Source organism: Kitasatospora sp. MBT63 (assembly GCF_000710465.2).
In the GTDB taxonomy this organism is placed as follows: Bacteria; Actinomycetota; Actinomycetes; order Streptomycetales; family Streptomycetaceae; genus Kitasatospora.
This window is the reverse complement of record NZ_JAIZ01000816.1, coordinates 1-298: the sequence shown is the minus strand read 5'-3', so window position 1 is coordinate 298 and position 298 is coordinate 1. Positions and strand designations below refer to the sequence as shown.

Annotated in this window: 1 protein-coding gene; it reads right to left on the bottom strand. The window is 68.8% G+C overall.

The genetic code is table 11. The features are described 5' to 3' along the window. On the bottom strand, nucleotides 1-298 hold a 298-nt coding region (locus tag AA75_RS42880; RefSeq protein WP_033825973.1), incomplete at both ends, for a hypothetical protein.

The window sequence follows — 298 nt, the reverse complement described above, 5'->3', positions numbered from 1 at the left end:
GGCGGATCAGCTGGTTGCCGTCCGCGTCGTACAGGTACGACGTCGCCTGTGCCTGGCCGGTCTTGCTGACGGAGTCGAGCTTGTCCTCGCCGTTCCAGGTGAGGGTGGTGGTGCCGGTGGTGTCGGTGACGCTGGTGGTGTTACCGGTGGCGTCGTACTGGTAGGAGGTGGTCTTCGGTCCGGTGGGCGAGCTGGTGGAGCTGGTCAGCAGGCCGTGCGGGCCGCCGGTGCCGCCGCCGGTGTTCGGGGCGTTGGTGGCGGTGTTGACGCTCTTCGGGGTGCCGAAGGTCTGGGTGGT